The 24,447-nt window shown below is 68.6% G+C and carries 28 protein-coding genes; 16 read left to right on the top strand and 12 right to left on the bottom strand.

From position 1 onward, the window contains the following. The first annotated feature begins 71 nt into the window (after positions 1-71). Positions 72-2,510: an ATP-dependent helicase HrpB gene (gene hrpB, locus ACE3T2_RS05175; protein ID WP_374655404.1), complete on the top strand. Its 2,439-nt coding sequence runs from the start codon at positions 72-74 to the stop codon at positions 2,508-2,510. Between the two features lies 1 nt (position 2,511). Here hrpB and ACE3T2_RS05170 read toward each other — a convergent pair whose 3' ends face one another. Genes ACE3T2_RS05170 through ACE3T2_RS05160 form a run of 3 tightly spaced genes read right to left on the bottom strand, consistent with a single transcriptional unit; the run spans position 2,512 to position 4,470 of the window. Then, positions 2,512-3,297 carry a TrmH family RNA methyltransferase gene (locus ACE3T2_RS05170; protein WP_374655402.1) on the bottom strand — a complete coding sequence of 262 codons (786 nt, stop codon included), beginning with the start codon at positions 3,295-3,297 and terminating at the stop codon, positions 2,512-2,514. Then, positions 3,294-4,199 carry a class I SAM-dependent methyltransferase gene (locus tag ACE3T2_RS05165; RefSeq protein ID WP_374655400.1) on the bottom strand — a complete coding sequence of 302 codons (906 nt, stop codon included), beginning with the start codon at positions 4,197-4,199 and terminating at the stop codon, positions 3,294-3,296. Before ACE3T2_RS05165 ends, ACE3T2_RS05170 begins: the two co-directional genes overlap by 4 nt. A gap of 49 nt (positions 4,200-4,248) precedes the next feature. After that, positions 4,249-4,470: a hypothetical protein gene (locus ACE3T2_RS05160; protein WP_374655398.1), complete on the bottom strand. Its 222-nt coding sequence runs from the start codon at positions 4,468-4,470 to the stop codon at positions 4,249-4,251. Positions 4,471-4,666: 196 nt separating this feature from the next. On the opposite strand from ACE3T2_RS05160, the gene ACE3T2_RS05155 reads away from it, so the two are divergent. Next, positions 4,667-5,302, top strand: a complete 636-nt coding sequence (locus ACE3T2_RS05155) for a TetR/AcrR family transcriptional regulator (RefSeq protein WP_374655396.1) — start codon at positions 4,667-4,669, stop codon at positions 5,300-5,302. On the opposite strand, the gene ACE3T2_RS05150 is transcribed toward ACE3T2_RS05155, so the two are convergent. Together ACE3T2_RS05150 and ACE3T2_RS05145 are read right to left on the bottom strand one after the other, a co-directional pair. After that, on the bottom strand, positions 5,299-5,979 hold the full coding sequence (locus ACE3T2_RS05150; protein ID WP_374655394.1) for an alpha/beta family hydrolase: 681 nt from the start codon (positions 5,977-5,979) through the stop codon (positions 5,299-5,301). The two genes, ACE3T2_RS05155 and ACE3T2_RS05150, sit on opposite strands and share 4 nt — an antisense overlap. Before the next feature lie 5 nt (positions 5,980-5,984). Next, a complete protein-coding gene (locus tag ACE3T2_RS05145; RefSeq protein WP_374655392.1) occupies positions 5,985-8,135 on the bottom strand; it encodes a lytic transglycosylase domain-containing protein in 2,151 nt (716 codons plus the stop codon). 113 nt (positions 8,136-8,248) lie between these two features. On the opposite strand from ACE3T2_RS05145, the gene dapA reads away from it, so the two are divergent. Genes dapA through ACE3T2_RS05130 form a run of 3 tightly spaced genes read left to right on the top strand, consistent with a single transcriptional unit; the run spans position 8,249 to position 10,321 of the window. Further along, positions 8,249-9,133 (top strand): 4-hydroxy-tetrahydrodipicolinate synthase, encoded by an 885-nt coding sequence (gene dapA, locus ACE3T2_RS05140; protein ID WP_374655390.1) that lies wholly within the window; start codon positions 8,249-8,251, stop codon positions 9,131-9,133. Then, the gene (gene smpB / locus ACE3T2_RS05135; RefSeq protein ID WP_374655388.1) at positions 9,133-9,588 is read left to right on the top strand and encodes an SsrA-binding protein SmpB; all 456 of its coding nucleotides are present in this window, start codon (positions 9,133-9,135) and stop codon (positions 9,586-9,588) included. Before dapA ends, smpB begins: the two co-directional genes overlap by 1 nt. 1 nt (position 9,589) lies before the next feature. After that, positions 9,590-10,321 (top strand): GNAT family N-acetyltransferase, encoded by a 732-nt coding sequence (locus tag ACE3T2_RS05130; protein ID WP_374655386.1) that lies wholly within the window; start codon positions 9,590-9,592, stop codon positions 10,319-10,321. 13 nt (positions 10,322-10,334) lie between these two features. Here the strand turns inward: ACE3T2_RS05130 and ACE3T2_RS05125 are convergent, their stop codons facing one another. Continuing rightward, entirely contained in the window at positions 10,335-10,985 is a 651-nt protein-coding gene (locus ACE3T2_RS05125) for a uracil-DNA glycosylase (RefSeq protein WP_374655384.1), read from the bottom strand. After that, the gene (locus tag ACE3T2_RS05120; protein WP_374655382.1) at positions 10,985-11,587 is read right to left on the bottom strand and encodes an NYN domain-containing protein; all 603 of its coding nucleotides are present in this window, start codon (positions 11,585-11,587) and stop codon (positions 10,985-10,987) included. The genes ACE3T2_RS05125 and ACE3T2_RS05120 overlap by 1 nt, the downstream gene beginning before the upstream one ends. On the opposite strand from ACE3T2_RS05120, the gene folK reads away from it, so the two are divergent. The 4 genes from folK (at position 11,586) to ACE3T2_RS05100 (ending at position 15,536) form a co-directional block, all read left to right on the top strand. Continuing rightward, positions 11,586-12,158, top strand: a complete 573-nt coding sequence (folK, locus tag ACE3T2_RS05115) for a 2-amino-4-hydroxy-6-hydroxymethyldihydropteridine diphosphokinase (RefSeq protein ID WP_374655380.1) — start codon at positions 11,586-11,588, stop codon at positions 12,156-12,158. The genes ACE3T2_RS05120 and folK overlap by 2 nt on opposite strands. Before the next feature lie 34 nt (positions 12,159-12,192). Further along, entirely contained in the window at positions 12,193-12,831 is a 639-nt protein-coding gene (locus ACE3T2_RS05110) for an HAD hydrolase-like protein (RefSeq protein WP_374655378.1), read from the top strand. An 84-nt stretch (positions 12,832-12,915) separates the two neighbouring features. Beyond that, positions 12,916-13,275 carry a DNA-directed RNA polymerase subunit omega gene (rpoZ, locus tag ACE3T2_RS05105; RefSeq protein WP_374655376.1) on the top strand — a complete coding sequence of 120 codons (360 nt, stop codon included), beginning with the start codon at positions 12,916-12,918 and terminating at the stop codon, positions 13,273-13,275. Between the two features lie 92 nt (positions 13,276-13,367). Next, entirely contained in the window at positions 13,368-15,536 is a 2,169-nt protein-coding gene (locus ACE3T2_RS05100) for a bifunctional (p)ppGpp synthetase/guanosine-3',5'-bis(diphosphate) 3'-pyrophosphohydrolase (protein ID WP_374655374.1), read from the top strand. A 19-nt stretch (positions 15,537-15,555) separates the two neighbouring features. Here the strand turns inward: ACE3T2_RS05100 and ACE3T2_RS05095 are convergent, their stop codons facing one another. After that, on the bottom strand, positions 15,556-15,993 hold the full coding sequence (locus tag ACE3T2_RS05095) for a CBS domain-containing protein (protein WP_374655372.1): 438 nt from the start codon (positions 15,991-15,993) through the stop codon (positions 15,556-15,558). A gap of 493 nt (positions 15,994-16,486) precedes the next feature. Here ACE3T2_RS05095 and ACE3T2_RS05090 point away from each other — a divergent pair, with 493 nt between their 5' ends. Continuing rightward, positions 16,487-17,737 carry an amidase gene (locus tag ACE3T2_RS05090; RefSeq protein WP_374655654.1) on the top strand — a complete coding sequence of 417 codons (1,251 nt, stop codon included), beginning with the start codon at positions 16,487-16,489 and terminating at the stop codon, positions 17,735-17,737. Positions 17,738-17,743: 6 nt separating this feature from the next. Here the strand turns inward: ACE3T2_RS05090 and ACE3T2_RS05085 are convergent, their stop codons facing one another. Both ACE3T2_RS05085 and ACE3T2_RS05080 read right to left on the bottom strand, forming a co-directional pair. Then, a complete protein-coding gene (locus ACE3T2_RS05085) occupies positions 17,744-18,097 on the bottom strand; it encodes a hypothetical protein (protein WP_374655370.1) in 354 nt (117 codons plus the stop codon). Between the two features lie 101 nt (positions 18,098-18,198). Then, positions 18,199-18,750 (bottom strand): GNAT family N-acetyltransferase, encoded by a 552-nt coding sequence (locus ACE3T2_RS05080; protein WP_374655368.1) that lies wholly within the window; start codon positions 18,748-18,750, stop codon positions 18,199-18,201. A 78-nt stretch (positions 18,751-18,828) separates the two neighbouring features. Between ACE3T2_RS05080 and pyrE the strand changes: the two genes are divergently transcribed. From pyrE to acpS, 3 genes are read left to right on the top strand one after another with little or no spacing between them, the layout of a single operon-like run. Then, the gene (pyrE, locus tag ACE3T2_RS05075) at positions 18,829-19,413 is read left to right on the top strand and encodes an orotate phosphoribosyltransferase (RefSeq protein WP_374655366.1); all 585 of its coding nucleotides are present in this window, start codon (positions 18,829-18,831) and stop codon (positions 19,411-19,413) included. Continuing rightward, complete coding sequence (locus ACE3T2_RS05070; RefSeq protein ID WP_374655364.1) at positions 19,410-20,171, top strand: pyridoxine 5'-phosphate synthase; 762 nt, start codon at positions 19,410-19,412, stop codon at positions 20,169-20,171. Before pyrE ends, ACE3T2_RS05070 begins: the two co-directional genes overlap by 4 nt. Next, entirely contained in the window at positions 20,168-20,566 is a 399-nt protein-coding gene (gene acpS, locus ACE3T2_RS05065) for a holo-ACP synthase (protein ID WP_374655362.1), read from the top strand. Before ACE3T2_RS05070 ends, acpS begins: the two co-directional genes overlap by 4 nt. Before the next feature lies 1 nt (position 20,567). On the opposite strand, the gene ACE3T2_RS05060 is transcribed toward acpS, so the two are convergent. Then, positions 20,568-20,930: a nuclear transport factor 2 family protein gene (locus tag ACE3T2_RS05060; protein WP_374655360.1), complete on the bottom strand. Its 363-nt coding sequence runs from the start codon at positions 20,928-20,930 to the stop codon at positions 20,568-20,570. Positions 20,931-20,959: 29 nt separating this feature from the next. After that, the gene (locus ACE3T2_RS05055) at positions 20,960-21,856 is read right to left on the bottom strand and encodes an EamA family transporter (RefSeq protein WP_374655358.1); all 897 of its coding nucleotides are present in this window, start codon (positions 21,854-21,856) and stop codon (positions 20,960-20,962) included. Between the two features lie 173 nt (positions 21,857-22,029). Here ACE3T2_RS05055 and lepB point away from each other — a divergent pair, with 173 nt between their 5' ends. Genes lepB through era form a run of 3 tightly spaced genes read left to right on the top strand, consistent with a single transcriptional unit; the run spans position 22,030 to position 24,439 of the window. Further along, positions 22,030-22,812 (top strand): signal peptidase I, encoded by a 783-nt coding sequence (lepB, locus tag ACE3T2_RS05050; RefSeq protein WP_374655356.1) that lies wholly within the window; start codon positions 22,030-22,032, stop codon positions 22,810-22,812. Next, entirely contained in the window at positions 22,809-23,507 is a 699-nt protein-coding gene (gene rnc / locus ACE3T2_RS05045; protein ID WP_374655354.1) for a ribonuclease III, read from the top strand. Before lepB ends, rnc begins: the two co-directional genes overlap by 4 nt. Continuing rightward, on the top strand, positions 23,504-24,439 hold the full coding sequence (era, locus tag ACE3T2_RS05040) for a GTPase Era (RefSeq protein ID WP_374655352.1): 936 nt from the start codon (positions 23,504-23,506) through the stop codon (positions 24,437-24,439). Before rnc ends, era begins: the two co-directional genes overlap by 4 nt. Positions 24,440-24,447: the final 8 nt, after the last annotated feature.

Here is a 24,447-nt window from a genome sequence, read left to right as displayed (position 1 = left end):
GCGCAAAACACGGCGCCTGCGAGATGAGCGTGCGGCTTGGCCCAACGAGCAGGCGCCGGTAGACCCGCCCCATGCTCCCCGTCGAGGAAATTCTGCCCGCTCTGAGGGCTGCGTTGGAAGACCGCACGAGCGCCGTGCTGGTCGCCCCGCCGGGGGCCGGCAAAACTACCCTGGTTCCCCTGCGCCTGCTCGACGCCGCCTGGCTCGGCGGCGGCAAGATCGTCATGCTCGAACCGCGCCGCCTGGCCGCCCGGGCCGCGGCCCAACGGATGGCGGCCACCCTCGGCGAAAAGGTCGGCGAGACGGTCGGCTATCGCGTGCGCATGCAGTCCAAGGTCTCGGCCCGCACCCGCATCGAGGTTGTGACCGAGGGCGTGTTCAGCCGGATGATCCTCTCCGACCCGAGCCTGGAGGGCGTCGGCGCCGTCCTCTTCGACGAGTTCCACGAGCGTAGCCTGGATGCGGACCTGGGGCTGGCCCTGGCGCGCGACGCCCAGGGCGTCCTGCGCGAGGATCTGCGCATCCTGGTCATGTCGGCCACGCTGGACGGCGCTGCGGTCGCGCGGCTGCTGGACGAGGCGCCGGTGATCGAAAGCCAGGGCCGCGCCTACCCGGTCGAGACCCGATATCTCGGCCGCGACGAGCGCCTGCGTCTGGAAGAGCGCGCCGCGCGGGCGGTAGAGCGCGCCCTCGCCGAAGAAACAGGCAGCGTCCTCGTCTTCCTTCCCGGGCAGGGCGAGATCCTGCGGACCGCCGAAATCCTGGGCGAGCGGCTGCGCCGTCCCGATGTACGCGTCGCGCCGCTTTACGGGGCGCTCGACCCCATCCAGCAGGACGCCGCCATCGACCCGCCTCCGCCTGGACAGCGCAAGGTGGTGCTGGCCACGTCCATCGCCGAGACAAGCTTGACGATCCAGGGGGTGCGCGTCGTCGTCGATTGCGGCTTGGCCCGTGTGCCGCGCTTCGATCCGGCCAGCGGCCTCACGCGCCTGGCCACCGTCCGTGTCAGCCGCGCTGCGGCCGACCAGCGGCGCGGCCGGGCCGGGCGAACTGAGCCCGGCGTCGCCTATCGCCTGTGGGACGAGGCCGAGACCCGCGCCCTGCCGGCCTTCGCCGATCCGGAAATCCTTGACGCCGACCTCGCCGGCCTGGCCCTGGACCTCGCCCGCTGGGGCGCCCGCGATCCGGCCGATCTCGCCTTCCTCGACCCGCCGCCGGCTGCCGCCTTTGCAGAGGCGCGCGCCCTGTTGCTGCGGCTTGAGGCGCTGGACGCCGATGGGGTGCTCACCGCTCATGGCGAGGCGCTCAGCGGCTTCCCCCTGACGCCGCGCCTCGCCCACATGGTGCTGAAAGCCGGGGAGACCGGGCAATCGGCTCGCGCGGCGCTGATCGCCGCCCTGGTGACCGAGCGCGGTCTGGGCGGGCGCGACGCTGACCTGCGCCACCGTCTGGAGGGCCTGCTGCGCGACCGCTCGCCCCGGGCCCGCGACGCCAAGGCTCTGGCCGAGCGCTGGGCGGCCCTCGCCGGGCGGCAGGGGAGCAGGGACGGGGCGCTGGATGACGGCCTGCTGCTCGCCTTCGCCTATCCCGAACGCGTCGCCAAGGCGCGCGGCGGAAACGGCGAGTTTCAACTGGTCAGCGGCCGCGGGGCTTTCGTCGAGCCGACTGACGCCTTGGCCCGCGAGAAGTGGCTGGCGATCGCCGAACTCGGCGGCGGGGACCGTCGCGACCGCATCCTGCTGGCCGCACCGCTCGACGAAGCCGAACTGGCCGCCGCGTTCGCCGGCCAGATGGAGACCGACTATCGCCTGGAGGAAAGTGGCGGGGGCAAGCTGCGCGCCAAGCGCGTGACCCGCCTGGGCCGCCTCACCGTGCGCGAGGAGATCGACGAGACGCCCGATCCGGCGATCATCGCCGCGGCGCTTGCCGACCGCGTCCGGGCCGAGGGCCTCGTCAAGCTGCCCTGGGGCGAGGCGATCGGGTCTTTCCGGCGACGCGTCATGTTCCTGCGAGGCCAGGGCGAAAACCTGCCGGATGTGTCCGACGCGGCTCTCCTGCAACAACTGGACGACTGGCTCGCTCCGCTGCTGCCGGGGCTCCGCTCGCTCGCGGCGTTGAAGCCCGACGCCCTGGACGGCGCGGTCCGAAGCCTGGTGCCCTGGGACGCTCAGCGGCGGGTGGAATCGCAGGCTCCGACCCGCTGGACCGCCCCGACCGGCAACAGCTTCGCCATCGACTACGCCGCAGAGGGCGGTCCGCGCGTGGACGTGCGGGTGCAGGAGGTGTTCGGCCTGGCGGAGCACCCGACTGTCGGCGGCGTTCCGCTGACCCTGTCGCTGCTTTCGCCGGCGCATCGGCCGATCCAGACGACGAAGGACCTGCCCGGTTTCTGGAAAGGATCCTGGAAGGACGTCCGCTCGGATATGCGCGGCCGCTATCCCAAGCACGTCTGGCCTGAAGACCCGGCCAGCGCGGCGCCCACGGCCAGGGCCAAGCCGCGCGGGACCTGAATCAGGTCGCGGCGTAGATCATGATGCCCGTCGCCACCGACAGGTTCAGGCTGTCGGCGCGACCGCGCATGGGGATCTTGACGTTGACGTCGCACAGCGCCGCCATGTCCGGCGTCAGGCCCTGTTGTTCGTTGCCCATGAGAATCAGGGCCGGCTTGGCGTAGCTGGCCTGGCGGTGATCGACCTCGGCCGAGAGCAGGGTGCCGACGACAGAGCCTGGCCAGCCCGAGCGCCAGCCCGCGAATTCGGCCTCGCTGGCCTTGACGATCGGCACGGCGAAGATCGAGCCCATGGTCGCGCGCACCGCCTCGACCGAGAACGGGTCGCAGCACTCGCCGACCAGGATCACCGCGCCGCAGCCGGCGGCGTCAGCGGTACGTACGATGGTTCCGAGATTGCCGGGGTCGCGCACGCGATGCAGGGCGACGAAGCAAGTCGCGGCGGTCGGATCGAGGGCGGATAGCGGCGTATAGGCCTGGGCGAAGACGGCGACCACCGCCTGCGGATTGTCGCGGCGCGAGACCTTGGCGAGGATGTCGTGGGTGACCTCGATCACCTCGCCCCGGGCGGCCAGCGTCGCCTGGACCGCACGCTTCAGCAGCGGATGGCCCTCGGCGTCCTTGGCGTACATCAGGATGCGAGGCGGATGGCCAAGCTCCACGGCCTCGGTGACGATCTTAAGGCCTTCTGCGACGAACAGGCCCGACTGGTCACGCTCCTTGCGCAGGTGCAGGCCGCGGACAGCCTTGACCGTCGGGTTGGTCAGGGATGTGACGACCCGGCTCATGCCGACCACCGGCCATAGAACGACATGCCGATCTGGCGGTCGGCCGCTTCCTCGACGAGGGTAAGTTCTCCCCAGTCGATCACGCCGGCCCGGCCGGGCAGGTTCGAGAGCATCAATGAGGAGAGCGCCGCGCCGGAGATGCGCTCGGCATAGGCGTTGAGCAGCATGAAGGAGGCGTTTTCCGAAAGAAGTTCGGCGCATAGGGCCGAAAGTTCAGGAAGATGCTCAAACAGTCTCCAGACCTCGCCGTCCGGGCCGCGGCCATATTTCGGCGGGTCGAGAATGATGCCGTCGTAGCGCGAGCCGCGGCGGACCTCGCGCTGGACATAGCGGCGGGCGTCCTCGCAGATCCAGCGGATCGGCCGGTCTTCCAGGCCGGACAGGGTCGCGTTCTCGCGCGCCCAGCCTATGGCCTTCTTGGAGGCGTCGACATGGGTCACGTGTGCGCCGGCCGCCGCGCAGACAAGGCTGGCGACGCCGGTATAGCCGAACAGGTTCAGGACTCGCGGCTGGCCGCCGTCGAAGGTGCGCACGCGCTCGTCAAGCCACGCCCAATTGGCGGCCTGCTCTGGGAAGAAGGCCAGATGGCGAAAGGCGGTGAAGCGGGAATGAAAACGCGCCTGGCCCCAGGCCATCGGCCAGCTTTCCTTCGGCTTGCCGCGGAAGCGCCATTTGCCCGCGTCCTCTTCGTCGCTGGGGTCGAACACCGCGTCGGCCTTGGCCCAGGTGTCCTGCGGCAGGCGCGGCGCCCACATGGCCTGTGGTTCCGGCCGCACGACGGTATAGGCGCCATAGCGCTCGAGCTTGCGGCCGCCGCCGCTGTCGAGCAGGGCGTAGTCCGCCCAGCCGGTCGTGCGCATCACGCCGGGGAGGTCGGCGACAAGAGGAGCGGGACTGGTCATCGGCGAGCCACTAGCCGCATCGCCGGGCGCAGGTCCAGTCCCGCGGCCGTCAGCGGCCTTGAAGCGCCGCCTCGGTGCCCTCAATTTCCTCGCGGATCCAGTCGTGGCCGTTGGCCGACAGCACGCCGTCGAGGGCGGCCATGTGGACGGCCAGCCGTTCGCGGATCTGCGGGTCGACGTCCTCGCGCCCCGCCATCCACTTGGCGACGAGGTGGAGGCCGAAGGCGCTATGCAGCGCCAGGCGTTGCAGTTGGTCGTCAGGCAGTCTCATGGCCGCTCCGCTGGCTTTGAACGCTCCTGGCGCGCCGCACCGGCCGCCAAGGCCAAGGTCACGTCGGGGAAACGCGCAAAGCGCGAAAAGGCCGCGCCCTTAGCTGCGGAATCCGCTCGCCTTTTGCCGAGTGCAGACTTGCAACCGACGCCGTTTTGGTCTCCGTTTGTTACAGGACGGACTCGGAAGGAAACCCGTGACCACAGTTGTCACCTCGCGGCGCTCGGCCCGGAAACCCAAGGGCGACGGCCACCTGCGGCGCGCGGAAATCCTCGAAGCCGCCGAACGCATCTTTGTGGCCGAAGGCTATGAGGGCGCGACGATCCGAAAGATCGCCGATGAGGTGGGCGTTTCGTCCACCGCCCTCTACATGCACTTTCCCGACAAGAGCTGCATCCTGCTCGAGATTTGCCAGGCGACGATCCGCCAGCTGCTGGAGCGCAACGCCGAGATCGCCGTCAAGCCGATGGATGCGGTCAATCGCGTCAAGCTGATGCTCGAGACCTACATGCGCTGGGGCTTCGAGCATCCGAACGCGTACGAGTTGGTGTTCTCCAATGTCGGCCGCCTGCCGCCGAACATCGGTGAGGAGGAAACCACCGCCGACCTGGGCGCCCAGTGCTACGATGTCTTCTCCGGCGTCGTGCGCGAGATCGCCGCCGAGGGACGCCTGCGCACGGGCACCGCCGATTCGGCGGCCCAGGCCCTCTGGGCCTCGTGCCACGGTGTGGTGGCCCTTGGCGTGACACGGCCGAAGTTCGCCTGGGCGCCGCGCGAGGAGCTGATCTCGGTCACGCTCGACGGCCTGCTGCACGGGCTGGTGGCTGACTAGGCCTCGCTCGCGCGGGCGCTCATCCACTCGCGCGCCACATCCAGGATTTCCGACAGCACCTGCGTGTCCTTGCGGCCGGTCTTGGCTGGCACGTGGAAGGAGTGGTCCGCGTCGGCGACACGGTGCAGATTCGCCTGATCGCCGAGGCGGCTGATGGTCTGGTCCAGCAGATCGGCCTGGGCGAACTCGTCGCGCGTGCCCTGAAGAAACAGCATCGGTATGGAGACTTTCCCCAGATGCTCTGCGCGTTCGATCCCCGGCTTGCCGGGCGGATGCAGCGGGAAGGCGAAAAAGACCAGGCCGCGCACGCCGGGCAGGGGGGCTTCCGCTTGAGCCTGCGAGGTCATGCGGCCACCGAACGAGCGGCCGCCTGCAAACAGCGGCAGGTCGGGCGCCATGTCCTGAGCCTGCTGGACTGCGGCGCGGACGGCGGCGTGCGCGACGGCCGGCGTATCCGGCCGCCGGGAGCCGCGCTCCATGTAGGCGAAGTTGTAGCGCAGGCTGGCGACGCCGCGTGAAGCCAGGCCCTCGGCAGTGGCCTCCATCGCCCTGTGGGTCATGCCCGCGCCGGCGCCATGGGCGAGGACCAGGACCGCGGCGGCGGCCGGCGGACGCAGCCAGAGGCCCGAGACCTGTTGGTCGGGTCCGACCTCAATGGTGACGGCCTGCGCGGTCATAACCGCTAGTAAGGGTTCGGGATCGGGGTGTTGCTGGCCGCGATCGGGAGCTGGGTCTGGGCCGCGGGGCCGGCATAGGTCCCATAGGCGCCGCGCTTGAGGTCGGCGCTGAGGGTGATTGGCGCCGAACCGCCGGCGAGACGAGCACGATAGACCTGCATGCCTTCCATCACCCGCATGACGTAGTTGCGGGTCTCCGAGAACGGGATGCATTCGATGTAGTCGATAGGGTCCGTCGCGGCGCCGCGCGGGTCTCCGCAGAAGGTCACCCATTGCGGGGGACGGCCGGGGCCGGCGTTGTAGGCTGCGATCGCCATCGGATAGGAGCCGGCGAAATTGCTGACCTGACGGCCCAGGAAGGCTTGGCCGAGCTGCATGTTGTAGTCGGCGTCGTAGAGCATCGAAGCCTCGAAGCTCATGCCAAGCCCCCGCGCTACGCTGGCGGCGGTGGCTGGCAGCAGTTGCATCATGCCGCGCGCGTCGGCGCCGGAACGCACCGACGGGTCGAAGCCGCTCTCCTGGCGGGTGATGCCCAGGGTGAGGGCTACTTCGGGCGCGCCGGCCACGCTGGGCGGGGTGCGCAGCGGATAGCCGCGCTCGGGCAGGATGAAGCCGCGCTGGGCGGCGGTGCGGACGACCTTCATCGAGGTGTCCTGGTCGCCGTAGTTGCGGACGAGGTCGACCAGCAGCGCCTGCTCCTCGACCGTCGGCAGGATGTCGTCAAGCGCCAGCACGAAAGTCTTGAACAGGTTGCGCTCGCCGATCTCGTTCAGCAGGCGGACAGCGCGGACGGTGTCGCGCGATTCGAAGCGCGAGCGGTCGGCGTCGTTGAGCCGCGGGTCGGTTCCGAGCACCAGCTTGCGGCCCAGCTTCTCGGCGGCGAGCTGGCCGTAGAAGGTGGTGTAGTATTGGGCTCCCTGGCCGTAATACCCGTCGGCCGCGGCGCGGTCGCCGCGGGCCTCGGCCGTGCGGCCCAGCCAGTAGAAGGCGCGGCCGCGGGTGATGGGCGACTGGCCGATCTTTTCCAGGTTGCTGAAATGGACGGCGGCGCGGGCCGGGTCCTTCAAGCGGGTCAGGGCGATCCAGCCGGCGTAGAACTCGGCGTCGGCGGCCGGGCCGCCCGAAGTCAGGCCGCTGTTGGCCGCGGCCACATAGGCGCCCGAGGAGTCGCCGTTCTTGAGGGCGAACAGGATCAGCCGGTAACGCTCGGCCCAGATCCGCTCGGCCATGTCGCCGTGGGCGAGGTCCGAGGGAAAGCCCGGCACGGCGGCGAGGGCCAGGCTCTCCAGATTGCGCTGGCGATAGTAGCTGGCGCGCTCGAAGGCGACGCCCGGATGGCGCGACAGGTCGCCGGGCAGGGCGGCGGCCAGGTCGTTGGCGTTGGCCGAACCCGAACGGAAGGCCATGCGCGCCTGGGCCAGCTGCAGCTGGTCGGGCGGCAGCAGGGGCAGCATCTCGCGCGCCGCCGGGCCCTGGGCGCCATAGAGCAGGATGTCGGTGCGCCGGACGTGGTCGTCCTGGGTCAGCCAGGTCCCGAACCTGGACAGCATGGCGCGTTGGGGAACGACCTCGAAGATCTTGTCGCGCCAGGTGCGGCGGATCAGATCGGCCGCTTCCTTCTGGCGGCCGGTGGCCTGCCAGGCGCTGGCTAGGGCCATGGCCCCCTCGGCCGTCTGGGGCTCGCCGCCGCCGAACCAGGCGATGATCTGGGCAGGGCTCTGGCCCGAAGTCTCGAGCAGCTTCTCGGCGGCGAGCTGGCGCCGCGCGCCGCGCGGCCATCCGGCCAGGTCGCGCCGGGCCTGATCCACCTCGAAGAACGACAGGGAATCGGCGGCGGCGTCCACCAGCGCCCAGGTGGCGAGCTTTCTGGCGATCGGATCGCTCAGCGAGGCGATGGCCGTGCGTGCGTTGGTGATGTCGCCGCGCCTGGCGGAGGTCAGGGCCGAGGTCAGGGTCGCCGAATCCGTCGGCGACAGCGAGCGGGCGTAGGCGGTCGGCGGGGTCTGGGTCAGCTCGATCGGCTTCGGCCCGTCGGAGAACGGACGATAGGCCCCTTGCGTCGGCGCGCCCTGAGTCGGCGCCTGCGCATTGGCCATGGAGGCCAGCAGGGCGATCGAGGCGGTGGTCAGAAACGCTTTACGGGCCTTGGACGCCAAGGTGAGAAACTCCAGTCGAAACGATGTTGCAGCGCAGGGCCACGCCGCCATATTGTCCGGCCAAATCTTGAGGCCGCAACCATTGGCCTCGCTTTCACGGCTTTTTGCAGACCATGTCAGATACCTTGTTCAAGGGCGTGATGCCGGCCCTCGTGACTCCGTTCCGCGACGGCGCGGTGGACGAGAAAGCCTTCGTGGCCCTCGTCGAGCGCCAGATCGCCGGCGGCGTCCACGGCATCGTGCCCGTGGGCACGACCGGCGAGACCGCGACCTTGTCGCACGACGAGCACCGGCGGGTGGTCGAACTGGCCGTGCAGACCGCAGCCGGGCGCGTGCCGGTGATCGCCGGCGCCGGCTCGAACTCGACCGAGGAGGCGATCGAGCTGGTGTCGCACGCCAAGGCGATCGGCGCGGATGCGGCCCTGGTGGTGACGCCGTACTATAACCGTCCTAGCCAGGAAGGGCTCTACGCCCACTACGCGGCCATCAACGAAGCCGTGCAATTGCCGGTGTTCGTTTACAACGTTCCCTCGCGCACCTCGGTGGACATCAGCAACGAGACCCTCGCGCGGCTCTCCAAGCTGCCGAACATCGTAGGCATCAAGGACGCCACCGGCGACATGACCCGCGCGACCATGCAGCGCCTGCTGTGCGGCGACGACTGGATCCTGCTGTCGGGCGACGACCTGACCGCGCTGGGCTACATGGCGCATGGCGGGGTCGGCTGCATCTCGGTGACGTCGAACGTTGCGCCGGACCTCTGCGCCACCTTCTACAACGCCGCGCTGGGCAACGATCCGAGCACGGCGCTGTACTGGCAGGATCGGCTGTTCCGCCTTCACAAGTCGCTGTTCTCGGACGCCTCGCCTGCGCCGACCAAGTTCGCGCTCGCGCATCTGGGCCTGTGTCTGGAGGACGCGCGCCTGCCCATCGTTCCAGCTTCCGAGGCCTCGCGCGCCGAGGTGCTGGCGGCGATGAGGGAAGCCGGCGTCATCTGATGACTGGCAAGACCATCGCCGAGAACCGGCGCGCGCGGTTCGACTACTTTCTCGAGGAAACCTTCGAGGCGGGCCTGGTCCTCACCGGATCGGAGGTCAAATCGCTGCGCACCGGCCGCGCCAACATCGCCGAGTCCTATGCCTCGGTTGAGGGCGACGAGGTGGTGCTGATCAACGCCGACATTCCGCCTTTCGCCCAGGCGAACCGCTTCAATCACGAGCCGCGGCGACACCGGAAACTGCTGCTGCACAGGAAGCAGTTGGACAGGCTGATCGGGGCGGTGACCCGCGAGGGGCGCACGATCATTCCGACCAAGCTCTATTGGAACGACAAGGGCCTGGCCAAGCTGGAGATCGCGCTCGCCAAGGGCAAGAAGCTGCACGACAAGCGCGAGGCCACGGCCGAGCGTGACTGGCAGCGGGACAAGGCCCGTCTGCTGCGCGACAGGGGCTGAGATGGACGTCGAAGGCGTCGAGCGCGCGACCATCTCGGCGGTGGCGCCGCGCGAGGCGATCGAGATCGGCGGCTGGCTGGTCGCACTCGACCCCGGAACCATCCGCCGCGCGGGCAGCGCGGTCCCGCTGAACCACGACCTGGCCGCCGATCCGGCCGCGCTGGACGCCATCGAGGCGGCCTATGCCCAGCGCGGTCTGAAGCCTGCCTTCCGCATTGCCGACGTCGCCGGCCTGGAGCCTGTGCGGGCCGAACTCTCGCGCCGCGGCTTTTCGCCCGAACAGCCGACCTTGGTGAAGATCGGCGCGCCGGCCGGGATGATGGCCGCGGCGCGCGGCGCTCCGGCTGCGGTGGCGGACGCGCCCGACCAAGGCTGGGCCAGCGTCTTCACCAGTGAGGGTTTCGATCCGATAGACGGCGCGAACCGCGTAGCCGCGCTGACCCGCTCGCCCCATGCGGTCTATGGCGCGATCCGCGAGGGCCAGGCGACCATGGCCGTGGGCGTGGCGGCGTTCGGCCACGGTTGGGCCAGCGTCCACGGCATGCGCACCGACGCCGCCCGGCGCGGGCAGGGGCTCGCGGGCCGAGTGCTGGCCGGGCTGGCTGGCGCGGCGCAGTCGCGCGGGATTGATCAGGTCTTCCTGCAGGTCGAGGAATCCAACACCGGCGCCCGCTCGCTGTATCGCGCCGCCGGCTTCGCGACAGCCTGGCGGTATTTCTACTGGAGCCGGTAGGCGGCAGGCGAGGTCAGCCGGCGTCGATCAACTGGCGTGCGCGGCGGAACACCGCCTCGAACATCTCTGCCGTCAGCCGCCCGGTGTTCGTGTTGAGGCGCGAGCAGTGATAGCTGTTGAGGATCACATAGGGACCCGCCTGGAACTCGGTTCCGTGGCCGGGCAGGCCGGCCGAGGCCTTCAGTCCGATCGCCTTCAGCACGTTACGCCGCGAGACATCGCCCAGGGTGACGATGACCTTGAGGTTGGGCAGGTCCTTCAGCCGTTGGGTCAGGAACGGCCGGCAAGTGTTCTCTTCGCTGGTCTCGGGCTTGTTGCCGGGTGGGGCGCAGCGCACCGCATTGGTGACCATGCAGTCCGAAAGCTCCAGCCCGTCGTCTGTGCGTGCGTCGAACTTGCCGTTGGCGAAACCGGTCTTGGTCAGGGTGTCATAGAGCATCCAGCCGGCATGGTCGCCGGTGAACGGGCGTCCCGTGCGGTTGGCGCCGGTGCGCCCAGGCGCCAGGCCCGCGACGAGCAGGCGTGCGGCCGGGTCTCCGAACGACGGCGCCGGGCCGTTCCACCAGTCGGGGTTCTGGGCGGCGTTGGCGGCGCGATAGGCCACCAGCCGCGGGCAGAGCGGGCAGTCGCGGGGCGGCTCGGCGCCCCAGAGTTCGACAGACATCAGTACTCGGCGTCGACGTCGTGGCCGTGCTCGTCGCGGGCCGCGCGGCTTTCTTGGATGAAACGGGGCAGGCGCGACGGCCGGCCGATGATGTCCGCCAGATCGGCCAGATCCACGAAGTTGTCCGCCTGGCGGCGCAGATCGTCCGAAGCCATGGGCGGCTGCGACTTCACGGTCGAGACCACGGTCACCCGCGCCCCGCGGCGCTGGACCGCCTCGACCAGAACCCGAAAGTCGCCGTCGCCGGAGAACAGCACCAGATGGTCGGCGTGGCTGGCCATCTCCATCATGTCGACGGCGATCTCGACGTCCATGTCGCCTCGCCAGCGCTTGCGGCCCTGGGCGTCGGTGTATTCGCGCGCCGGCTTGGTCACGAGGCGGAAGCCGTTGTAGTCGAGCCAGTCGACCAGCGGGCGGATCGGCGAATATTCCTGATCCTCGACAAGGGCGGTGTAGTAGTAGGCGCGCACGAGGACGCCGCGCTTGCGGAACTCTTCCAGCAGCTTGCGATAGTCGATATCGAAGCCCAGCCCCTTGGCCGCGGAGTACAGGTTCGCCCCGTCAATGAAGAGCGCCAGCCTGTCCGTGGGGTAAAAAGTCATGAGTGCGGAAAATCCTGCGAAAATGTCTCTGGGCGTCGTTCCGGACGATGCTGCGGTTGTCGCCTTGGGCGGAAATGTGCCTGGCGACTATGGAACGTCCGAAGCCCTTCTCGAGGCAGCGCTAGCTCGTTTCGCGGCGGCGGGATTGCCCATCCTGCGTCGGTCGTCCTGGTGGCGTTCGGCCGCCTGGCCCGACCCGAGCGCTCAGGAGTATCGCAACGGCGTCGTGCTTGTCGAGGCTCGGCAAGGCCCGCAGGCGCTAATCCGAACGTTGTTCACGCTGGAAAATGCGTTCGGGCGCCGGAGGGCGGAACGCAACGCGCCGCGAACCCTCGACCTGGACCTGATCGCCTATGGCCGAATCGTTTCCGACGATCCGCACCTGACCCTGCCGCACCCGCGCGCCCACGAGCGGCTGTTCGTGATGGGACCGCTGGCCGAGATCGCCCCGGATTGGCGTCATCCGGTGCTGGGATCGACCGCGGCCGAGTTGGCGGCGAGCGCGACGGTGGGGCGCGATGCGCGGCCCTGCGACAGCGCGGCCGTTGACGGCCTCGGTCCAGGGGAGTAGGGCCGCGCGCCTTCGCAATGAGCAGGACAGGCCCTTGGGCTATCGCCTCATCATCTTCGACTTCGACGGCACCCTGGCCGACAGCGCAGCCTGGTTCGCCGGCGCCCTGAACGGTGTCGCGCGCCGCTACGGCTTCCGCGAGATCGATCCGGAGGAGATGGCGCGTCTGCGCGGGCGGCCCAGCCGCGAGATCATGCGCAGCCTGCGCGTGCCGGCGTGGAAGCTGCCGATGATCGCCGCCCACTTCCGCAAGCTGGCCAGTGAGGCCGCGCCGCAGATCGACCTGTTCCCGGGCGTGGCGGACATGCTGCGGCGGCTGGCCGCGCGCGGGGTCAAGGTCGCGATCGTGTCCTCGAATTCCGAGGCCACTGTGCGCAAGGTGCTGGGGGGCGAACTGGCCGGACTGGTCGCGCACTACGGCTGCGGCGCCTCGGTTTTCGGCAAGGCCGCCAAGTTCCGCAAGGTGATCCGCGCGGCGGGCGTGGCCGAGGCCGACGTGCTCAGCGTCGGCGACGAAGTCCGTGACATCGAGGCCGCCCGCAAGGTCCGCCTGGCGGCGGGCGCGGTCGCCTGGGGCTATGCTACGCCTGAGATCCTTATGGCCCAGCGGCCCTGCGCGATGTTCGAAACCACCGACGACGTGCTGCGTGAGGCCGGGCTCTGCGCCATCTGACCCTGCGGTTGCGGGGTTTGCGGCGTTGCACAATCGTCGCGAAGTCTCTATTTTGTTCGGTTCTACCGCTCCTTTGAGGAATCCATGGCCCGCGTCACCGTCGAAGATTGCGTCGAGAAGGTCCCCAACCGCTTCAGCCTGGTGCTGCTGGCGGCCCATCGCGCCCGCGCCATTTCGGCCGGCGCCCAGTTGATGGTCGATCGCGACAACGACAAGAACCCGGTCGTCTCGCTGCGCGAGATCGCCGACGACGTGGTGGACGCCGACGACCTGCGGGAAAACCTGATCGGCACGCTTCAGCGCGTCGACGAGCGTTCGGAAGCCGAGGAAGAGGCTGAAACCCTCGCCCTACTGGCCGATCCGACCCACATGCAGATGAGCGAGCTGGAACTGGTCCGCGCGCTTCAGAGCGACCGTGACGGCGGCCAGGAGGAGCGGTACTGAGCCCGGAAGGCGCAGACCCTCTTACTGTCACGGCGGCGGCGCCCGAGACCCCCGCCGAAAAATCCGACGCGCCGGTCGCCAAGCGGCCGAAGATGCTTCGCCAGTACGAGCTGATCGAGAAGGTCCGCTCGTACGACCCGACCGCAGACGAGTCGGTTCTCAACCGAGCCTATGTCTACGCCATGCGCATGCATGGCTCGCAGAAGCGCGCTTCGGGCGACCCCTACTTCGCGCACCCGATCGAGGTGGCGGGCATTCTGACCGATTACCGGTTGGACACCGCCACTATTGTCACGGCTCTGCTGCACGATGTGATCGAGGACACCCCGGTCACTCCCGACGACATCCGCGCCTTATTCGGCCCCGAGATCACCGAACTGGTCGAGGGCGTCACCAAGCTGACCAAGCTTGAGCTCAACAGCGAACGGACCAAGCAGGCCGAGAACCTGCGCAAGTTCATCCTGGCCATCTCCAAGGACGTGCGGGTCCTGATGGTCAAGCTGGCCGACCGTCTGCACAACATGCGGACGCTCCATTACATCTCCAGCCCGGCCAAGCGCGAGCGCATCGCCCGCGAGACCCTGGACATCTATGCGCCGCTGGCGCGCTCCATCGGATGTCACCGGATCTGTTCCGAGCTGGAGGAGCTCTGTTTCGAGCACCTGAATCCGGTCGCCCGCGATGCGATCGGCCGCCGCCTCGAAGCCCTGCGGATCGAGCAGGGCGCGGCGGTGTCCGTGGTGTCGGGAGAGATCGCGGCCAAGCTTGAGGCGGCGGGCATCTCGGCTCGGGTCTTCGGCCGTGAGAAGAACCCCTATTCGATCTGGCGCAAGCTGCAGCGCAAGTCGATCGGCTTCTCGCAGCTCTCCGACATCTACGCCTTCCGGGTGATCGTCGACAGCGAGGCTGATTGTTACGCCGCGCTGGGCGTCATCCACCGCGCCTGGCCCAGCGTGCCCGAGCGGTTCAAGGACTTCATCTCGACGCCGAAGCGGAACAACTACCGCTCGTTGCACACCACCGTGGTTGGGCCCAAGGGCATGCGGATCGAGATGCAGATCCGCACCGAGACCATGGACCGGATCGCCGAGGACGGGGTCGCCGCGCACTGGCGCTACAAGAATTCGTCCTACGGCTTCGATCCCGAAGACCAGGCCGCCGGTGGCGGGCGCGACCCGCTGGTCAACCTGCGCCACCTCGTCCAGGTGCTGGAGCATGGCGGCGACGTCGAGGAACTGGTCGAGCACGCGAAGCTCGAGATGTATCTCGACCAGGTGTTCGTGTTCACGCCCAAGGGTAAGCTGATCAGCCTGCCGCGCGGGGCGATGCCGCTGGATTTCGCCTACGGCGTCCACACCGACGTCGGCGACACCTGCATCGGGGTGAAGATCAACGGCGAGCTCAAGCCGCTGCGCACGACCCTGCAGAACGGCGACGTGGTCGAGGTGATCCGCGGGACCAAGCCGGTGGTGCCGCCCGACTGGCGCTCGCTGACGGTCACCGGTCGGGCGCGCTCGGCGATCCGCCGTCATATCCGCCAGACCGAGCGCGAGGAGTTCATCCGTCTCGGGCGGGCGACCATCGACCAGACCTTCGAGCGGGCCGGCAAGTCGCGGAAGGATGTGCAGTTGAAGCCGTCGCTGGAGCGGTTCGCCGTTCCGAGCGAGGACGACCTCTTCGAACTGGTCGGCCGTGGGCGCATCTCGCCGACCCAGGTCCTGGACGTGATCTTCCCGGGGCTGAAGGCGGCCGAGCGGGAAGCGGCCGTGGCTACCCGACGTATTGAAGGCGGCAAGGGCGCGCGGCTCTACGTGCGCGGCGGGGGCCTCACGCCAGGCGTATCGTTGAACTTCGGCCAGTGCTGCACCCCGGTTCCGGGCGACCGGATCGTCGGCATCCTGGAGCCGGACGGCACCGGCCTGACGGTCCATACCATCGACTGCGCGCGGCTGGCGGAGTTCGAGGATCGAGAGGAACTCTGGCGTGACCTGCAATGGACGCCGGAAGCCGAGCGCAACACGGTGACCCTGTCAAAACTGACCGCCACGATCCGCAACGCGCCGGGCGTGCTCGGTCAGGCCTGCACGGCGATCGGCGAGGCCGGTGGAAACATCGTCAACCTGCGCATGCACCGCCGCCAGTCCGATTTCTTCGACGTGGATTTCGACGTCGAGGTCAAGGACGCCAAGCACCTGACCCACATCGCCGCGGCATTGCGGGCCTATCCCAGCATCGAGACCGTCGACCGCGCCAAGGGTTAGGCGCGGCCGCGCTCCGCACTCAATGGATCGACTGCGAGTGCTCTCCGCCGGGACGGACGATGCCGCCCAGCGCTTCGCCCGCGCGGGCTGTTTGGCCAGCGGCCACGAGGTCGGCGAGGGAGACGATGCCGATGAGGCGCTTGTCGCGGTTCAGCACCGGCAGTCGGCGGACCTGGATGTCGCCCATGTTGCGCAACACCGCCGAGCAGTCCTCGTCGTCGTAGCAGTACATGACCTCGCGGCTCATCACGTCGGCGACCCTGGCGTCGGGGCCATGGCCCTCGGCGACGCCGCGGACGGCGATGTCTCGATCGGTGATCATCCCGACCAGCTTGTCGCCGTCGCTGACGGGCAGCACTCCGGCGTCGAGCGCGACCATGGCGCGGGCGGCGCTGCGGAGGGTTTCCTGAGGGTTGGTCATCTTGACGTCGCGCGTCATGCATTCGCTGACCTTCATGGGGGTCTCCATCGCCGGGGAACGGCCGCGCCACGGCGGCGCGCCTGATGCAAGAACCGAGGGCGGCGAGGGATGTTCCGGCTCACGTCGACTTCATGGCGCGGCCCGAAAACAGCGAAGCCCGGGGGTCGAGGACCCGCCGGGCTTCTAGTCCGACTATCGTTTTCCATCGCTGGATGATTGGCCGGGCTCGGTCTTCGATTTTCATCTCTGACCGCTGAAACAACGGGCCGCCGCGGGCCGGAGTTCCGGCCGGCGGCGAAAAAATATTCATGAGCCGGAGCAGTTATGGCGAAGCCCAGGAGAGGGGGCTCCTGGGCTTCGATTCCGATCGAGTTTGCGTTTCGGGATCGGGGACGTCCTGGCACGGACCTCGAATGAACCTGCAGGGGGCGCAAATGGTTCCGCGCCCTCGCGATCATCGTGGCGCGCGTCGTCCACGGCTATATGGTCGTCACTCGCAACCCATCCATGGAGCAGCGCCTTGACGAGCGTGACCGAGCGGCGACGGCTGGGCGAGCGGCTGCACGCCTTCACGACGATCTTCGACCCGCCGATGGGCGCGGGGGCGGGCCCGACATTCGCGATCAAGGACCTGATCGACGTGGCCGGCGTCCCAACCGGCGGCGGCGGCGTCCATCCTCTGGCCTTGTCGCCGGCTGCGAATGCGACCGTGGTCGAGCGGCTGCTGGACGCCGGCTATCACGCCGTCGGCAAGACCCACACGGTCGAGCTGGCCTTCGGCGGCTGGGGCGCCAATCGTGCGGTCGGCGCGCCCTGGAATCCTTGGGATGCGGTCGTTCATCGCGTTCCCGGCGGCTCGTCCAGCGGCTCGGCGGTCGCGGTCGCGGCGGGCCTTTGCGATCTGGCCCTCGGGACCGACACTGGCGGTTCGATCCGCATACCGGCCGCCGCCTGCGGGGTGGTCGGGCTGAAACCGGGGCGTGGACTGGTCTCGACGCGCGGCGTCCACGACTTGGCGCCCAGCCTAGACACCGTCGGGCCGCTGGCCCGTTCGGTGGCCGTGGCCGCACGGGCGCTGGAGGTGATCTCCGGTCCGGACCAGGGCTATTCGACCCGGGCGAGGTTCGACGCCGGGCGTGCTCTCGCCACGCCGGTGAAGGGCTGGACGGTCGCCGCCCTGCCGCCCGACGCGATGCCTCAACTGCATCCCCAGGTCGCCCGTCTCTACGCCGCGGCGCTGAAGGCGCTCGCCGGAGCCGGCGTCGAGATCGAGATGGCGAGGACGCCGCAGCCCTTCGTAGACTATTTCATCCCCAACGGCTGGCTGATGGCGGCTGAAGGGTGGCGGGTGCGTGGCGAGCACGTGACGCGCTACGGCGGCGACATGGACCCCTATGTTCGGGCGCGCTTCGAGTCGGGACGCGAGACGACCGACGCCGAGCTGGCGCGGGCGCTCGAGCGACGCGTCGAGGATCAGGCGGAGTTCGACGCCTGGATGGCGCCTTACGCAGCCCTGGTCTGCCCGACGACCATGATTCCGCCGCCCGCGCTGGAAGACGCCGACGAGATGGTTTCGCCGTTCCGGGCGATGACGCGGGCCGGCAACTATCTGGACTTGCCGGCGGCAAACCTGCCGATGGGACTGACGGACGAGGGGCTGCCGACCGGGTTTCAGATCATGGGGCGTCGCGCCGACGAGACCTCCATGGTGGCGCTGGCGGCGGCCTTTGAGGCCGTGTCGGGCTGGAACGGTCGTGGGCCCGATCTCTCGGCTTTCTGACCGGGCTTAGGGCGCGCCGTATCGAGTGACCCGGGGCGTCAGGCCCTTGGGCAGCTTGGGCGGGGTCGGCTTGGCCTCGGCGACCTCGTCCTTCGAACTCGGATGGTAGCAGTAGACGATCCGGCACACGTCGATGCGCTTGTGGCGCAACGACAGGCCCCAGCGGGCGAAGCGGGTGAGGCGGTCCAGGCGGCTCGGCTTGAAGCGCTGCAGCCCCCAGCGGCCCCAGGCCGTCGCGCCATAGACGAAGCTGTCGAGGGTCAGTCGATGCTGGGTGACGCGGGGCGCCTCGGCGGCCATGGCGACAGTGGACACCACCGCGCCGCTGATCGCTCCGAGGAGTACGATCCTGTTACGCATGCCCGCCACCCGAAATTCGCTTTCGCTTCGCGCTTAGATTGCGTCGGCCCGCTGAACGGAATCGGCACGACGCTGTTATCAGCCGTTCATGTGGCGCTTGTTTACGGCGCTCCTGTGGCGAAATCGAGAGTCGTTCTCAATTCCATCCGACGATGCAACACCAGCTCCTGTCTCGGGCGCGAAGGTCGCGGCGCGACGTCCAGCGCATGGAAGCCGAGTTTCTCCAAGATCCGGCCCGATGCGACGTTCTCGACCGCGTGACCTGACCTTATGCGTCGCAGCGCCAGGTCGCCGAACGCGAATTCGACCAGGGCGCGCGCAGCTTCGCTCGCCAAGCCTGCGCCCCAGGTCGGCCGCTCTAGCCAATAGCCGAGATCGCCTTCGCCGCCGGCGATCTCGTCGATGTCGGCCTGGCCGATCAGGCGGCCCTCGAAAAGGACTGCGAAGCGATATGCCTCGCCGCGCGCCCATTCCGCCGGGTGGCTTGCGACCCAGGCTTGCATGGCGACCGGGTCCGGCGGCCAGTCGGCCATACGCAGCATGCGCGTGACATCCCAATCGGACTGAATCTCGCACAGTCGCGCGGCGTCTTCCGGCTCGGTCGGCCGCAAGACGAGGCGAGGGGTCAACAGGCGCAGGTCGCGCGAAACCATTGGCATGCCCGGTGGCGACGAATTGGCCGATGACAGCGCCGCGGGGCTTGGGTAATCCGGCGGGCGAGGAGACCTTACATGAACACGCAAGACGTCCTGGACGAATTCCGCGCCGCAGGTGCGCTGCGCGAAGGCCATTTCATCCTGTCGAGCGGCCTGCACTCCGGGACATTCCTGCAGAAGAATCTGGTGTTCCAGTACCCCGACCGCACCGAACGCCTTTGCAAGGCGCTGGCCGCGAAGATCAAGGAGGCGGTGGGCGAGGTCGACTACTGCATCTCCCCGGCCGTGGGCGGCATCATCCCGGGCTACGAGACGGCCCGGCACCTGGGCGTTCCGTCCATGTACGTCGAGCGCGAGGGCGGCGAGTTCAAGCTGCGCCGGGCGTTCTCCTTCCCGCAGGGTGCGCGGATCGCCATGGTCGAGGATATCGTCTCCACTGGCCTGTCCTCGCGAGAGTGCGTGGACGCGATCAAGAAGGCCGGTGGCGACGTCGTGGTCGCCGCCTGTCTGGTCGATCGCTCGGGCGGCCGGGCGGACCCCGGCGCGCCATTCCTGGCTTTGGCGCGGCTGGACGTGCCGGCCTACCCGGCCGATCAGCTTCCGCCGGAACTGGCGGCGATTCCGGTCGAGGATCCCGGCAGCCGGAGATTGAACAAGTGAGCAAGCTGCGGCTGGGCGTGAACATCGACCACGTGGCGACCATCCGGAACGCCCGTGGCGGCAGCTATCCCGATCCGGTGCGCGCGGCCGAACTGGCCATGGCGGCCGGGGCTGACGGCATCACCGCCCATCTGCGCGAAGACCGGCGTCATATCTCCGACGCCGACATCGAGGCGCTGGCCGGCATCACCCGCAAGCGCGGCCGGCCGCTGAACTTCGAGATGGCGGTGACGGCCGAGATGGAAGCCATCGCCCTGTCGCACCTGCCCCACGCCGCCTGCCTGGTGCCCGAGCGGCGCGAGGAGCGCACGACCGAAGGCGGGCTCGACGTGGTCGGCGGTCACAACCACATCGCCCCGGTGGTGGCCAAGCTGGTCGCAGCCGGCGTGCGGGTGTCATGCTTCATCGACGCCGATCCGGCCCAGGCTGCGGCGGCGAAGGCGATGGGCGCGCAGGTGGTGGAGTTGCACACCGGCGCCTATTGCGACGCCGTACGCGAGCGTGGGCCGCAGGCCGCCGCGCTATTGGAAGGCCTGCGGGCGACGGCTGCGGAGGCTGGCCGCCTGGGCCTGGAAGTCCATGCAGGTCACGGCATCGACTACGAGACGGTGAAGCCGATCGCCGCCATCCCCGAGGTTGTCGAGTTGAACATCGGCCACTTCCTCATCGGCGAGGCGATCTTCGTCGGACTGGCGCCGGCGATCCAGCGCATGCGGTCGCTGATGGATGAGGCGCGCATGGCCGGGAGAGCGGCGTGATCATCGGCATCGGCTCGGATCTGTCCGACATCCGCCGGGTGGCCGAGACGCTTGAGCGGTTCGGGGACCGCTTCACCCACCGCATCTTCACCGAAATCGAGCGGACCCGTTCCGAGCGCAAGCCCGACCGTGCGTCCAGCTACGCCAAGCGTTTCGCGGCCAAGGAAGCCTGCGCCAAGGCGCTGGGCACAGGGATGCGGGCCGGGGTCTTCTGGCGCGACATGGGCGTGGTCAACATGCGCTCGGGCCAGCCGACCATGGCCCTGACCGGCGGCGCCGCCGAGCGGCTGGCGAAGATGACGCCGCCCGGCCACAGGGCGGTGATTCACCTCTCGCTGACCGACGATCATCCCTATGCGCAGGCGTTCGTGATCATCGAGGCCCTGCCGGAATAGGTCAGGCCATCTGGCGCGGGTCGTAAAAGAAGGTTTCGCGCCAGACCTTGTCGCCGCGCCAGATCTGCCAGGCGATTTCCTCCATGGCCTTGGGCGGCCCTTCGTGCGGCGCAAAGGTAAAGCGCCAGCGGATCACGACCGTGTCGCCGTCGATCAGCGGCGGGGCGAGAAGCTCGGTCTCGACTGTCTTCACGCGGGCCAGGGTGCGGGCCTCGCCATCCATCAGAAGGTCGCGGCCGACGCGGGGCGAGGCCTGGTTCTCCTGCATCGAGGCGTCCTCGGCGTACCAGTCGCGGATCGCGCCGACATGGTCGCCGGACAGAACCTGGGCGGTGAAGGCGTCGACGGTCTGGCGGCTCGGCATGGGCGTCCTTTCGGCTGACGCCCTTGCAGTTAAGCCTGCGCCATCCGCCGTTCCAGGCGCGGCCAGAAGATATTCAGGGCCAGACCGCTCATCACCAGTCCGGCGGCCAACAGTTTCCAGCCCGGAAGGCTCTCGCCCAGGAAGATCGCCGAGGCGCCCATGCCGAACACTGGCACCAGCATGGCCATGGGCGTGATGGTCGCGGCCGGATGGCGCGCCAGCAGCCATCCCCAGACGGCGTAGCCGAACAGGCTGTTGCCGACCGACTGCCAGAGCACCGCGCCCCAGGTGGCGGCGTCGGCCGCGCGGACGCCCTCGATCATCGCTGTTGGGCCTTCGAAAATCAGCGCCAGGACCAGCAGGGGCGGTACCGAGAAGAGACTTGCCCAGACCACATAAGCCAGCATGTTCACCTGGCCCGCGGCGCGCGAAAACGCGTTGCCCCCAGCCCAGCTCGCGGCGGCGGCAAGGATCAGCGCGAGACCTAGAGGGGTCGCCGAGGCGTCGGAATTGTGCGCCACGATCACCACCAGGCCGCCGGCCGCCAGGGCCAAGGCGACAATCTGGAAACTTCGCACCCGCTCCTTGTTCAGCCACATGGCCAGGCCGATGGTGAAGAACACCTGGGTCTGCACGACCAGCGAAGCCAAGCCCGGCGAGATATAGCCGTTGATGGCGATGTAGAGCAGGCCGAACTGTCCGGCGCCGATCAGCGCGCCATAGGCCGCCAGATTCGCCCAGGGCACGGCTGGCCGCTTAAGGAAAAAGATCGCGGGCAGCAGGGCGAAGGTGAAGCGCAACACCGCGAAGGTCAGTGGCGGCAGATGGTCCAGCCCAATGCGGATAACCACGAAATTGGTGCCCCAGACCGCCACCACGGCCAGGGCGAGCAGGACGTGGGAGAGCGGCAGGCTGCTGCGGGTCATTCCACCTTGATAGGCCAGGGACCAGCCGCTGCAATGGAGGAAAAGTGCATTCGGGCCAGGAAAAGGCGCCCTTCTCCGCTTCACATGCGGTTGCGCGGCCGGCGGCCGCAGGCGGCTTGCCCACGGCGGACGCAGCGTCTAGCTAGGCGGACCATCCGTTCCGGGGTTTGTACATGACCGATCGCGCAGAGGCCGCAGGCGGCGAGGACAAGGCCAACGGCGTCAACGATTTCGTCGAGATCGTGAAGACCGTCGCCTATGCGTTGCTGATCGCGCTGTTCCTGCGCGTGCTGCTGTTCCAGCCGTTCACGATCCCCTCGGCCTCCATGGAGCCGACGCTGCTGGAAGGCGACTACATCATCGTCTCGAAATTCTCGTACGGCTATTCGCGCCATTCGATTCCGTTCAGCCCGCCGCTGTTCGAGGGGCGGATCATGGAGCGCAAGCCGCAACGGGGCGACATCGTCGTCTTCAAGCTGCCGCGCGACGGCCGCACCGATTATATCAAGCGTCTGATCGGCCTGCCGGGTGATCGGATCCAGATGCGCCACGGCCGTCTGTGGATCAACGACAAGGAAGTACCAGCCCAGGAACTGGCGCCGGTGATGATTGATTCCGGCTACGGCTTCACGCGCAACGTTCAGCGCTTCAAGGAGACGTTCCCGAACCAGCGGCAGTTCGTCACCTACGACTTCGGGCCTGGCGGCGACGTGGACGACACCGAGACCTTCGTGGTGCCGGAAGGCCACTACTTCTTCATGGGCGACAACCGCGACAACTCGCTGGACAGCCGGGTTGCGCCGGCCCAGGGGGGCGTCGGCTTCGTGCCGGCCGAGAACCTCGTCGGCAGGGCGCAAATCATCCTGCTATCCTGGAACCCCGGCGCTTCATTGTTCAAACCCTGGACCTGGGTGATGAACGCCCGGCCCGGCCGGTTCTTCAACGTCCTCAAATGAACAGACGCCAGGTCGCGGTCGCCGAACTCGAAGGCCGCATCGGCCACGTGTTCCACGACCGTGAACTGCTGGAGCGGGCCCTGACCCACGCCAGCGTCGGCGACGGGGCGCAGAAGATCCGCCACTACGAGCGGCTGGAGTTCCTGGGCGACCGGGTGCTGAACCTGCTTGCGGCAGAACGGCTGATGGCGCTGTATCCGGATGCCCGCGAGGGCGAGATGAGCCGGATGATGGCCAGTCTCGTAAATTATCACGCCTGCGCCCGGGTCGCCCGATCCATCGGATTGCCCGACGCCTTGCGGATGGCGCCCAGCGCCAGCAAGATCGGCGCGCGCGACAAGGACACCGTGCTCGGCGACGCCTGCGAGGCGCTGTTGGGAGCGATCTATATCGACGACGGGCTGGAGGCTTCGCGCGCCTTCTTCCTGGCCTTCTGGCAGGACGAGTTCGATCGCCTGGGCGGCCCGCGAGTCAAGGATCCCAAGACCCAGCTGCAGGAATGGGCCCAGGCCCGTGGCCTGCCGTTGCCGGCCTATGAAGTCGTAAAGCGCGAGGGCCCTGACCACGCGCCGTCTTTCACTGTCTCGGTGACGGTGGGAGACTATGAACCCGAGCTCGCCGAGGGGCGGTCGCGGCAGGAAGCCGAGAAGGCCGCCGCACTGGTGATGCTGTTGAAACGAGAAGGACCTCAATGACCACGCGCGCCGGCTTCGCCGCGATCATCGGAGCGCCCAATGCGGGCAAGTCCACCCTGACCAACCGCCTGGTCGGGGCCAAGGTGACGATCGTCACCCAGAAGGTCCAGACCACGCGCTTCCCCGTCCGCGGGGTCGCCATGGCGGGCGAGGCCCAGATCGTTCTGGTCGACACCCCTGGAATCTTCGCGCCGCGCCGCCGGCTGGACCGCGCCATGGTCCGCTCGGCCTGGGGCGGGGCGGACGAAGCGGACGTGACGGTGCATCTCGTCGACGTGCAAGCGGAGCTGGCCGCAGCCGAGCCGGGCGCCAAGGCTGCCGACAAGCGCTCGGCCCACGATGTCGAAACCATCGTCGAGGGGCTGAAGGCGGCCGGCAAGAGCGTCATCCTGGCGCTCAACAAGATCGATGGCGTCAAGCGCGAACGATTGCTGGGCCTGGCCCAGCGCCTGTTTGAGACGGGTGTCTATTCCGAAGTGTTCATGATCTCGGCCGCCGACGGCCAGGGCGTGGACGACCTGAAGGCGCGGCTCGCGGCCCTGATGCCGGAAAGTCCGTGGCTCTATCCGGAAGAGCAGACCGCCGATCTGCCGGCCCGGCTGCTGGCCGCCGAGATCACCCGCGAGAAGCTGTTCCTGCGCGTGCATGAGGAGCTGCCCTACGCCGCGACGGTGGAGACCACCGCTTTCCAGGAGCGCAAGGACGGCTCGGTGCGGATCGAGCAGTCGATCTACGTCGAGCGCGAGAGCCAGCGCCCCATCGTGCTGGGCAAGAACGGCCAGACGCTGAAATGGATCGGCCAGAAGTCGCGCGAGGAGCTCACCGAACTGCTGGACCGGCCCGTGCATCTCTTCCTGCACGTGAAGGTCGATGAGCGCTGGGCCGACAAGCGCGAATTCTACGGCGACATGGGCCTGGATTTCGACGCCTGAGACCTTAG

Source organism: Phenylobacterium sp., from assembly GCF_041919955.1.
Taxonomy (GTDB): domain Bacteria; phylum Pseudomonadota; class Alphaproteobacteria; order Caulobacterales; family Caulobacteraceae; genus Phenylobacterium.
Note: the sequence above shows the minus strand (reverse complement) of the source record. Positions and strands in the feature narration are given on the sequence as shown.

Bases quoted from the DNA above. Each gene is read 5' to 3' on its own strand.
- ACE3T2_RS05130 (WP_374655386.1), top strand. From the start codon at position 9,590: ATGGACGTCGAAGGCGTCGAGCGCGCGACCATCTCGGCGGTGGCGCCG.
- ACE3T2_RS05120 (WP_374655382.1), bottom strand. From the start codon at position 11,587: ATGACTTTTTACCCCACGGACAGGCTGGCGCTCTTCATTGACGGGGCG.
- ACE3T2_RS05085 (WP_374655370.1), bottom strand. From the start codon at position 18,097: ATGCGTAACAGGATCGTACTCCTCGGAGCGATCAGCGGCGCGGTGGTG.
- ACE3T2_RS05095 (WP_374655372.1), bottom strand. From the start codon at position 15,993: ATGAAGGTCAGCGAATGCATGACGCGCGACGTCAAGATGACCAACCCT.
- ACE3T2_RS05170 (WP_374655402.1), bottom strand. From the start codon at position 3,297: ATGAGCCGGGTCGTCACATCCCTGACCAACCCGACGGTCAAGGCTGTC.
- hrpB (WP_374655404.1), top strand. From the start codon at position 72: ATGCTCCCCGTCGAGGAAATTCTGCCCGCTCTGAGGGCTGCGTTGGAA.
- ACE3T2_RS05060 (WP_374655360.1), bottom strand. From the start codon at position 20,930: ATGCCGAGCCGCCAGACCGTCGACGCCTTCACCGCCCAGGTTCTGTCC.
- rnc (WP_374655354.1), top strand. From the start codon at position 22,809: ATGAACAGACGCCAGGTCGCGGTCGCCGAACTCGAAGGCCGCATCGGC.
- ACE3T2_RS05100 (WP_374655374.1), top strand. From the start codon at position 13,368: ATGCTTCGCCAGTACGAGCTGATCGAGAAGGTCCGCTCGTACGACCCG.
- ACE3T2_RS05125 (WP_374655384.1), bottom strand. From the start codon at position 10,985: ATGTCTGTCGAACTCTGGGGCGCCGAGCCGCCCCGCGACTGCCCGCTC.
- ACE3T2_RS05165 (WP_374655400.1), bottom strand. From the start codon at position 4,199: ATGACCAGTCCCGCTCCTCTTGTCGCCGACCTCCCCGGCGTGATGCGC.
- pyrE (WP_374655366.1), top strand. From the start codon at position 18,829: ATGAACACGCAAGACGTCCTGGACGAATTCCGCGCCGCAGGTGCGCTG.
- dapA (WP_374655390.1), top strand. From the start codon at position 8,249: ATGTCAGATACCTTGTTCAAGGGCGTGATGCCGGCCCTCGTGACTCCG.
- ACE3T2_RS05080 (WP_374655368.1), bottom strand. From the start codon at position 18,750: ATGGTTTCGCGCGACCTGCGCCTGTTGACCCCTCGCCTCGTCTTGCGG.
- folK (WP_374655380.1), top strand. From the start codon at position 11,586: ATGAGTGCGGAAAATCCTGCGAAAATGTCTCTGGGCGTCGTTCCGGAC.
- ACE3T2_RS05055 (WP_374655358.1), bottom strand. From the start codon at position 21,856: ATGACCCGCAGCAGCCTGCCGCTCTCCCACGTCCTGCTCGCCCTGGCC.
- ACE3T2_RS05160 (WP_374655398.1), bottom strand. From the start codon at position 4,470: ATGAGACTGCCTGACGACCAACTGCAACGCCTGGCGCTGCATAGCGCC.
- lepB (WP_374655356.1), top strand. From the start codon at position 22,030: ATGACCGATCGCGCAGAGGCCGCAGGCGGCGAGGACAAGGCCAACGGC.
- ACE3T2_RS05150 (WP_374655394.1), bottom strand. From the start codon at position 5,979: ATGACCGCGCAGGCCGTCACCATTGAGGTCGGACCCGACCAACAGGTC.
- smpB (WP_374655388.1), top strand. From the start codon at position 9,133: ATGACTGGCAAGACCATCGCCGAGAACCGGCGCGCGCGGTTCGACTAC.
- era (WP_374655352.1), top strand. From the start codon at position 23,504: ATGACCACGCGCGCCGGCTTCGCCGCGATCATCGGAGCGCCCAATGCG.
- rpoZ (WP_374655376.1), top strand. From the start codon at position 12,916: ATGGCCCGCGTCACCGTCGAAGATTGCGTCGAGAAGGTCCCCAACCGC.